This window comes from Pseudomonas monteilii (assembly GCA_001534745.1).
Taxonomy (GTDB): domain Bacteria; phylum Pseudomonadota; class Gammaproteobacteria; order Pseudomonadales; family Pseudomonadaceae; genus Aquipseudomonas; species Aquipseudomonas alabamensis.
Genome location: CP013997.1, coordinates 2,269,222 through 2,276,265, shown reverse-complemented (window position 1 = coordinate 2,276,265; position 7,044 = coordinate 2,269,222). Strand labels below are relative to the sequence as shown.

Annotated in this window: 5 protein-coding genes; 3 read left to right on the top strand and 2 right to left on the bottom strand. The window is 67.4% G+C overall.

Going from position 1 to position 7,044, the window contains the following annotated elements; translation table 11 throughout:
* Nucleotides 1–103: 103 nt before the first annotated feature.
* The 3 genes from APT63_09810 to APT63_09800 are packed head-to-tail and all read left to right on the top strand — an operon-like array spanning nucleotide 104 to nucleotide 4,865.
* Nucleotides 104–1,510 carry a hypothetical protein gene (locus APT63_09810; protein AMA45899.1) on the top strand — a complete coding sequence of 469 codons (1,407 nt, stop codon included), beginning with the start codon at nucleotides 104–106 and terminating at the stop codon, nucleotides 1,508–1,510.
* Nucleotides 1,507–3,666 carry an ATP-binding protein gene (locus APT63_09805; protein AMA45898.1) on the top strand — a complete coding sequence of 720 codons (2,160 nt, stop codon included), beginning with the start codon at nucleotides 1,507–1,509 and terminating at the stop codon, nucleotides 3,664–3,666. The genes APT63_09810 and APT63_09805 overlap by 4 nt, the downstream gene beginning before the upstream one ends.
* Entirely contained in the window at nucleotides 3,663–4,865 is a 1,203-nt protein-coding gene (locus tag APT63_09800) for a secretion protein HlyD (protein ID AMA45897.1), read from the top strand. The genes APT63_09805 and APT63_09800 overlap by 4 nt, the downstream gene beginning before the upstream one ends.
* A 6-nt stretch (nucleotides 4,866–4,871) precedes the next feature.
* On the opposite strand, the gene APT63_09795 is transcribed toward APT63_09800, so the two are convergent.
* A complete protein-coding gene (locus APT63_09795; GenBank protein ID AMA47849.1) occupies nucleotides 4,872–5,489 on the bottom strand; it encodes a hypothetical protein in 618 nt (205 codons plus the stop codon).
* 283 nt (nucleotides 5,490–5,772) lie between these two features.
* Nucleotides 5,773–7,044 (bottom strand): ADP/ATP translocating protein, encoded by a 1,272-nt coding sequence (locus APT63_09790; GenBank protein ID AMA45896.1) that lies wholly within the window; start codon nucleotides 7,042–7,044, stop codon nucleotides 5,773–5,775.

Here is a 7,044-nt window from a genome sequence, read left to right as displayed (position 1 = left end):
TCGCACGCCAGACCGGGGGCAACCCCGGCCTGGCGCGCTGCGTCAGCATGATCAGTAAGGGAATAATGTGATTTCAGCCCATGCCGGAAGTAACTGCCGTACCGTGCCTTTCGTTCTGCTGACGACCCTGGCACTGCTCATCCCTCGCGCTGCCTCGGCGGCCGACGACACGATAGACCCTGCGTTGCTCGACCTGAGCCCGCAACGACTTCACCAGGCGCCGGCCAGCCGTGCCGCCGCACCCCGGTCGCCCACCGTCGCCGACGGTCCGCGGCTGAGCCTCGACCAAGCCATCGGCCAGGCCATCGCCTGGCACCCGGACATCGCCCAGGCGGTGGCCGACCTCTACCAGCAAGGCGAAGGCATCAACGTCGCCGAAGCCGGCTACTACCCCCAGATCAGCGGCGGCATCCGTACCGGCATGGACACCGGTTACGGCGGCGACCGCAACACCCAGGCGCTGAACATCTCGCTCAAGCAGATGCTCTACGACTTCGGCAAGGTGGACAACACCGTCGAGTCGGCCAAGGCCCGCGCTGCTCGCGCCCAGGCGCAGATCCTGCTGGCCATCGACCAGACCGGGCGCCAGACGGCCTATGCCTGGATCGAGGTGCAACGCTACGCCCAGCTGATCGACATCGCCCGCCAGCAGATCGACGGCGTCGGCCGCATCGTCGAGCTGGCCCGCCAGCGCAGCGAACTGGGCGCCAGTGCCCGTTCCGACTTCATCCAGGCGCAGTCCCGGGCCGACGGCGCGGTGGCCATGCTGCAGGACTACAAGGCCCAGTACGCCCGCTGGCAGGCCGCATTGGGCGCGCTGATCGGCCGGACCACGGCCGTGGAGGTGACCGACGATTTCCCTCCCGGGCCGACCGCGGCCTGCGAACGCCCGCCCTCCGACACCAACCTGCTGCCCGCCGTGCTGGTGGCCCAGGCGCAACGCAGTGAAGCCCAGGCGGACCTGGCCCGGGCCCGGGCCGAGGCCTACCCGACGCTGTCGCTGGAGCCGAGCGTCAACCATTACCTGGACAGCAGCTACAACGACAACAACCCGGCCATCGACCGCACCCAGGCCGGGATCTACCTGAGCCTCGAAGTGCCGATCTACCAAGGCGGTGCGATCAGCGCCCGCAGCCGCGCCGCCGGCCATGCCCTGACCGCTGCCGATGCGGCCCAGGACACCGCCGTGCTGCAGGCCAGCCAGGGCCTGGCCGAGGCGCGGGTGCAGACCTCCAGCCTGGCCTACCGGCAAGCTGCCCTGCGGCAACGCCAGGAGGGCATTCGCGAAGCACGGGTGCTGTATGGCCAGCAGTACCTGGACCTGGGTACTCGTCCGCTGCTCGACCTGCTCAACGCCGAGCAGGAGATCCACCAGTCCCGATTCGAACTGGCCGGCACCCAGGCCGATCTGCGTCGCCTGCAGATCGACTGCCTGTACAACAGCGGTGGCTTTCGCCGCGCTTTCGGCCTTGAAGACCGCCTGGTACAGGGCGTGAGGATTCTGCCATGAACGACGCTGTGATCATCGCTCCGCCACCGGCCAGCCAGGCCACCGAGCCGCCGGACGTGCACCCGTGGATGCAGGCCATCCTGCTGGTGGCGCAGCATTACCGCCTGGACGTCTCCGAAGAAAGCGTGCGCATCGCCGGGCAGCGCACCGACCGCGCCCTGGAGGACGTGGTGCGGCAGATGGCGCGCCAGGCCGGGCTGACGGTCAAGTTCAGCGGACGCCAGCGTCAGCCGCTGGGCAAGTGGCGCACCCCGCTGGTGGTCGAACTGGATGACGGCCAGGTCGGCGTGGTGCAGAGCATCAGCGGTGACGAACTGGGTATCGCCCTGAGTGGCGACCAGGGCCTGCAACAGCGCATGCCCCTGGCCGACCTGGAGCAGCGGGTGCGGCGCACGGTGATCCTGCGCCCGGCACGGCCGTTGTCGGACGTGCGCACCGACGACTATGTGCAGCCGTTCGACGAGCACTGGTTCCGCCGCATCGTGCTGCGTGACCTGCGCCCTTACAGCCACGTGATGCTGGCCTCGCTGGTGGCCAACCTGCTGGGCATGGCCGGGGTGCTGTTCTCGATGCAGGTCTACGACCGCGTGGTGCCGGCCGAGTCGCTGCCGACGCTGTACGTGCTGTTCGGCGGCGTGCTGCTGGCGGTGCTGTTCGACTTCACCTTGCGCATCATGCGGCTGCGCATCACCGACCTGCTGGGCAAGCGCGCCGACCTGCGCATCTCCGACCTGGTCTACGGCCATGCCTTGCGCCTGCGCAACTCGGTCAGGCCCAAGTCCACCGGCACCTTCATCTCGCAGCTGCGCGAACTCGAGCAGGTCCGCGACCTGATCACCTCGAGCACCGCCACGGCCCTGGCCGACCTGCCGTTCTTCTTCCTGTTCCTGTTCATCTTCTACCTGATCGGCGGGCCGCTGGTGGCCATTCCGGTGGTGGCGCTGGTGGTGATGCTGCTGCCAGGGCTGCTCTACCAGCGCAAGCTGGCGCGCCTGGCCAACGCCAACATGCGCGAGTCGGCGCTGCGCAATGCCATGCTGGTGGAAAGCGTGCAAGGCATGGACGACATCAAGGCGCTGCAGGCCGAGCAGCGTTTCCAGGAACAGTGGAACCACTACAACGCCGCCACCGCCGACACGGCCTTGCAGCTGCGCGGCCTCACCAACGGCCTGGTGACCTGGACCCAGACGGTGCAGAGCGCGGTGTTCGCCGTGGTCATCCTGTTCGGCGCACCGATGGTGATCGCCGGCGACCTCACCACCGGCAGCCTAGTGGCGGCCTCGATGCTGGCCTCGCGCATGATGGCGCCGATGGCCCAGCTCAACCACGTGCTGACCCGCTGGCAGCAGGCCAAGGTGGCGCTCAAGGGCCTGAACAACCTGATGGAGCAGCCGGTCGATCACCCCGACGGCAGCAAGCGCGTGCACCTCACAGCCATCCAGGGCGACTTCCACCTCAAGCAGGCGGCGTTCCGCTACGCCGCCGACGGCCCGGCGGTGCTGGAAATCGCCGACCTGCGCATTCGGCCTGGCGAGCACATCGCCGTGCTCGGGCGCAACGGCGCGGGCAAGTCGACGCTGCTGCAGGCCCTGGCCGGTGCCATGGACATCGCCACCGGCGAGGTCACCCTCGACGGCATCGCCCTGGCCCACCTGGATCCGGCCGACCTGCGCCGGGACGTCGGGCTGCTGCATCAGCAGGCACGGCTGTTCCACGGCACCTTGCGCGACAACCTGGTGCTGGGCGCCGGTCGGGCCAGCGACCAGGAACTGCTCGCGGCGCTGTCGATCACCGGCGCCTTGGACTTCGTCCGCCGCCTGCCCAAGGGCCTGGACCATCTGGTGCTGGAGGGCGGCATGGGTCTGTCCGGCGGTCAGCGCCAGAGCCTGTTGCTGTCGCGCCTGTTGTTGCGCCAGCCTCATGTGCTGCTGCTCGACGAGCCGACCGCGTCGCTCGACGACGTCACCGAACGCCGCCTGCTCGACGAGCTCAAGCGCTGGTGTGACGGGCGCACCCTGGTGGTGGCCACGCACCGGCTCAGCGTGCTGCAGAAGGTCGAGCGGATCATCGTGGTCGACAACGGCCGGATCGTCATCGACGCGCCCAGGGATGTCGCCCTGGCGCGCCTGAAGAACCCTGAAGGAGCCCAGGCATGAGCCAGAACGTCGCGCTTCACCCGCCGGCCGCGCCGGCGTCGTACCTGGACGGCAGCGACGACCGTGCGGTCTCGCGCGCCTCCCGGGTGGTCTGGATCTGCGCCCTGATGCTGGCGGCCTTTCTGATCTGGGCCGCGCTGTTCAGCGTGGTCGAGGTGTCCAGCGGCACGGGCAAGGTGGTGCCCAGCTCGCGCGAACAGGTGATCATGTCGCTCGAAGGCGGGATCATCACCGAGATGAACGTGCGCGAAGGCACGCAGGTCGAGCGTGGCGACGTGCTGGCCCAGCTCGACCCGATCAAGACCCAGTCCAACGTCGGCGAAAGCGAAGCCAAGTACCGCGCCGCGCTGGCCAGCGTCAGCCGGCTGCAGGCCGAGGTCACCGGCAAGCCGCTGACCTTCCCTCCGTCCCTGGAGGCCTGGCCGGAACTGACCCGTGACGAGTCCGAGCTGTACAAGACCCGTCGCCGTGGCCTGCAGGAGACCCTCGCCGGGATCGAGCAGTCGCTCAAGCTGGTGCGCAGCGAGCTGGCCATCACCGAGAAACTGGCCCAGGCCGGGGCGTCCAGCCGGGTCGAAGTGATCCGCCTGAACCGCCAGCGCTCGGAACTCGAGCTCAAGGCCAGCGAGGCGCGCTCGGAGTACATGGTCCAGGCACGCCAGGACCTGGCCAAGGCCAGCGCCGAAGCCGATTCGCTGGCCGAGGTGGTGCGTGGCCGGGCCGACTCGCTGTCGCGGCTGACCTTCCGCTCGCCGGTGCGCGGCATCGTCAAGGGCATCGAGGTGACCACCATCGGCGGCGTGGTGCCGCCCAACGGGCAACTGATGCAGATCGTACCCCAGGACGACAAGCTGCTGATCGAGGCGCGCATCAACCCGCGCGACATCGCCTTCATCCACCCGGACCAGACCGCCAAGGTCAAGATCACGGCCTACGACTACTCGATCTACGGCAGCCTGGACGGCAAGGTGGTGACCATCTCCCCCGACACGATCCAGGACGAGGTCAAGCCCGAGGTCTACTACTACCGGGTGTACATCCAGACCGAGTCCGACGTGCTGCGCAACAAGGCCGGCACGGCGTTCTCGATCGTACCGGGCATGGTGGCCACGGTGGACATCCGTACCGGCGAGAAGACCGTGCTGGACTACCTGATCAAGCCGCTCAACCGGGCGCGCGAAGCCTTGCGCGAACGCTGATCGGCCTCAGTGCGCCGCGACCATCGGCTGCCCGACCGGCGCGGGCACGCCCTTGGTCCCGGCCTGCAGCGTGGCGAAGCGCTGCCACTCGCGCTGGATCTGCGCATAGGGCAGGAAGATGCTGACCCGGTCACGTCCGGCCAGGTCCGGGCGCTTGATCTTGCTCAGGGCGCCCTTGTCGAGGTTGGCGACGTTGATGCCGACCACCGAACCGTCGGCGGCGAACACCGGGCCACCGGACATGCCGACCACGGTCGGGCCATCATGGGTGGCGTACATCACGCCACCGTCCTTGGCATCCAGGCGCACCAGCGCCGGCAGCGCCTGACCCTGGCCCTGCATCGGCAGGTAGAACGCGTTGAAGCCCACGGCGGTGAGCGACTCACCCGGCTGGTAGCTGCGCCACAGCGGCAAGGCTTTCTTGGCCTTGTGACGGAAGAACTGCACATCCCCCCGCCCCTGGTACTCCGACCCGCCCACGAACGGCAGGTGCTTGACGGTGACGGCATAGTCCTCGTTCCACTGCACGGCACTGCCCATCATCAGCAAAGGGACGGGGCCGCCGGAGTGGACGACGAAGGCTTGGTCTTGAAGGGAGGGGTCCTGATGTGAAGCGAGGGGCATTCCGTTGCACCCGCTGAGCAGCATGGTGGCTGCCAGGAGCGACTTGAGTGAGCGCATGAAATCACGACGGTGGTGGTTGGATGACGCGCAATACATCATGCCGGCACAAGTGAAATCAATGTGCCATCACTACCACTGGTCGGGTTTATATAAAAATTTAATTAAAATTCGGATCCAAATTCAAAATCGCTATAGATAAAAATGTTAACTAATATTTCTTAAAGTAATTTCAACAACTTGGATCCAATAGCTCGACACGCATTGATCTTTTCAATCGGTGCCATTACTCCATTTTCGTCCTGGCCTGGCCCAATCGATACCCGGTCACTGCCCATATCGCGGCCAGTCCCGCACCGATCCACAAGGCCAACTGCGGGTGTTCGCCCAGCAGATCGAGCCCTCGTTTGAGCCATCCGCTCACCGCATCGCCGCCCCGATAGACCACGGTGTCGATGAAGCTCTTGGCCTTGTACTTTTCCTCGGCCGGCAGCACGGTGAACAGCATTTCCCGGCCGGGCCGTACCAGCGCGTATTCACCGGCGCGGCGCGCCACCATCACCACCACGAACACGGCGAACACCGGCGCCAGGGCCAGCCAGACGAAGCCCACCGCCATGGCCAGCGGTACCCCGATCAGCAAGGCCCCGACCCCCAGGCGCTTGGCCAGCCGCCCGGTGAAGCACACCTGCGTCAGAATCGCTAAAGCCTGCACCCCCGCATCGATGAGGCCGAACACCTGGGTCTGTTGGGACCGGTCGGTGAAGGTTTCGCTGACGATGCGCGCCTGCTCGACGTACAGAAACGTGCTGACACTGGCGAGCAGCACCACGAACAGCGACAGACCCAGCAGGTAGCGTGAGCGCAGCACCGCCAGGGCTCCGGCCAGGGGGTTGCCACCCAGGGGGCGGGACGGGGGGTGCCGAGCATCTTCGGGCAGTGGCTGTCGCGCACGCCAATGGCGCAGGTAGAGCGCTGCCATCACGCTGCCCGACAGCATCAGGGCTGCCAGCACTAGCAGCCCGGCGTGCCCGATCGGCACCACCAGGGCAGCGCCCAGCAAAGGCCCGCTGAGCCCACCCAGGCTGGCCCCGGCCGCCAGCAGCCCGAACAGGCGCTTGCCCTGCTCGTTGGAGAACAGGTCGGCCAGCACGCTCCAGGCCAGCGAAATGCTCAGCAGGTTGAACACCGACAGCCAGATGTAGAAGGCCCGCGCGCCCCAGACGTCCTCGGGGTCGCGTGCCAGTACCCCGGCGAACAGCAGCAGGTTGCTGGCGAAGAAGCCGTAGACCCAGGGCAGGATGCGCTGGCGCGGCACCCGCGAGGCCAGCCAGCCGAACAGCGGCAGGCTGGCGAGGGTCACCACGAAGGTGCCGGTGAACAGCCAATGCAGGTTGTCCACGCCGCCAGCCACGCCCATGGTTTCGCGCACCGGACGCAGCATGAAATAGCCGGTGAACAGCAGGTAGAACAAGGCCAGCCCGGCCGCCACGGCAGGCCCTTCACCCTCGCGCAGGTCAAGGCCCCTGGCCAGGCGGTGTCCCCATGGGCGGGCCAC

Excerpts from the sequence above, each read along its gene's own strand:
- APT63_09795 (AMA47849.1), bottom strand. The coding sequence starts at position 5,489 with ATGCCCCTCGCTTCACATCAGGACCCCTCCCTTCAAGACCAAGCCTTC.
- APT63_09805 (AMA45898.1), top strand. The coding sequence starts at position 1,507 with ATGAACGACGCTGTGATCATCGCTCCGCCACCGGCCAGCCAGGCCACC.
- APT63_09800 (AMA45897.1), top strand. The coding sequence starts at position 3,663 with ATGAGCCAGAACGTCGCGCTTCACCCGCCGGCCGCGCCGGCGTCGTAC.